Source organism: Campylobacter sp. S4:11, from assembly GCF_024723695.1.
Lineage (GTDB): Bacteria > Campylobacterota > Campylobacteria > Campylobacterales > Campylobacteraceae > Campylobacter_D > Campylobacter_D jejuni_C.
This window is the reverse complement of record NZ_JANQDC010000076.1, coordinates 1-741: the sequence shown is the minus strand read 5'-3', so window position 1 is coordinate 741 and position 741 is coordinate 1. Positions and strand designations below refer to the sequence as shown.

At 25.5% G+C, this 741-nt stretch carries 1 protein-coding gene; it reads left to right on the top strand.

What is annotated here, in order from left to right; genetic code table 11:
• Window positions 1-6: 6 nt before the first annotated feature.
• Window positions 7-741, top strand: a 735-nt coding sequence (locus CAMP5053_RS08245; RefSeq protein WP_337217643.1) for a hypothetical protein, incomplete at its 3' end; no start/stop codon positions are given.

Genomic DNA, 741 nt, shown 5'->3' with positions numbered 1-741 from the left:
AAGTATATGAAATCATTTATATCTAAAACTGAATTCCCTCTAGATAAGATTCAGCTTCATCAGTATCAATTAAGTATAGAAAGTGATAAGGATACTATTAGCGCATACATCAATGGAAAAAAAGCTAATGGCTTAATTTTAGACCATGCTCTTATTACTTTAAAAGGTGGTAAAGAAGGTTCTAAAATAACATGGAATATAAAAGGAGATGCTACTTTAAGTAATCAAGAAACAGTATTTAATGCTAGTGGTGAAGCTAAAGCAACTATTACTGCTAAAGATCCATTTAAAACTAATCCTATTATTAGTGTAAATACTATGGGTAAAGATTTAAGTAAAGAATTAACTTATAAGGTAAGAATTTTTAATCCTATATTTATTTACCCAAGCTTTAAAGATCAAGAAAAAACTATAGATTATAAAACACCTTTTAATATTAAAGTTAGTGGTTTATTAGCAGATAGTTCGATAAAAGTATTGAAAAATGATCAAATCGGTTTTAAAGAGTCTAGTTTTATAGTAGATAGTAACGGTATAGCAGACTTAAAATTTGATGGTATTAAAGATTTTAAAGTAAAAGATTTTTCAATTACTATTGAATATTTAAAACAAGGTGTAGAAAAAGATACAAGAGCAAGTGATAAAATCAATCTTTATGATTATAAAGTTGATCTTTCTTTTAGTAAAGATACTATCCATGCTTATGAAAGTGATAATACTAAATTATTAAAAGATCCAAAA